The 1,072-nt window shown below is 71.5% G+C and carries 1 protein-coding gene; it reads right to left on the bottom strand.

The window, feature by feature from the left end; translation table 11 throughout:
* Nucleotides 1-629, bottom strand: a 629-nt coding sequence (locus BN971_RS24345) for a thiamine pyrophosphate-binding protein (RefSeq protein WP_249262777.1), incomplete at its 3' end; no start/stop codon positions are given.
* Nucleotides 630-1,072 lie beyond the last annotated feature (443 nt).

Raw genomic sequence — 1,072 nt, 5'->3', positions numbered from 1 at the left:
CGGTCGGGCTCCGGCAACTGCCGCGGGGCGGGGTCGACGACCCGCCAGATCGTCGCGTCCGCCGCGGCGGCCTCCATCGCCTGGCCCAGGACGTCACCGGGGATGTCGAGGTACACGCCGCCCGGACGTCCGGAGACCGCCGTCCGGACGGCGCGCGCCACCCCGCGGCCGATGTCCTCCACGCGACCGATCCGGTAGGCCGCCTTCGCGAACGGCCTTGCGGCGCTGAGCTGGTCGAGATCCTGGTAGTCGCCGCGCTGCAGGTCGACCATCGCCCGGTTACTGGAACCCGAGATCTGGATCATCGGGAAGCAGTTGGCGGTCGCATTGGCCAGCGCGGGCAGGCCGTTGAGAAAGCCGGGCCCGGACGTCGTCAGGCACACCCCGGGCCGCGCGGTGAGGAAGCCGGCGGCGGCGGCCGCGTTGCCGGCCGACGTCTCCTGCCGAAAGCCGATGTAGCGGATGCCCGACGCCTGCGCCCTGCGCGCGAGGTCGGTGATCGGGATCCCGACGATCCCGTAGATCGTCTCGACGCCGTTCGCCTTCAGGGCATCCACGACGAGCTGGAAGCCGTCGGTCAGCCGCGCCGACGGGGTGGCTGGGGTGCCGGAGGCCGAAACGGTGGTCATGGTGGCGACTCCTCGTGTGCTCGTAATCGGCGGATCCTCGCGTACCACTGTGGCCCGGACGCCTCGCAGGTGTCCAAGACTAAGCCGCTATGCACCGATCGACGGCGTCTATTGACCGCCGGCCTGCGCCGGTTGATAGGAAGCGGTTATCGCTCGTGCGCCGATCGGTATTGGACCTGTCGCGTAGACACATCTAGATGTGGAGAAGAGACAGCGTACACACCGCGCCAGGGGACGCGCACCGCGGAGGGCGCGGGGAGCGGGGAGCCCGCGGGGGAACGCAGCGGGAGGCCGAGGGGGCGCGAGGCCAGCACCACGCGGCGGGCCGGCGCCAGCGCGGTGAAAGGGCCGAGAGGAGGCGGGCGGCGAGGCGGGCACATGGACGCCGGCATGGTGCGCAGCACTTCGCCGTTGCGGCTGACGGTGAAGGTGTGCCCCGACAG

Origin of the sequence: Mycobacterium bohemicum DSM 44277 (assembly GCF_001053185.1) — a bacterium.
GTDB classification, from domain to species: Bacteria; Actinomycetota; Actinomycetes; order Mycobacteriales; family Mycobacteriaceae; genus Mycobacterium; species Mycobacterium bohemicum.
The sequence above is the reverse complement of the archived record's forward strand: the minus strand, read 5'-3'. Positions and strand labels throughout refer to the sequence as shown.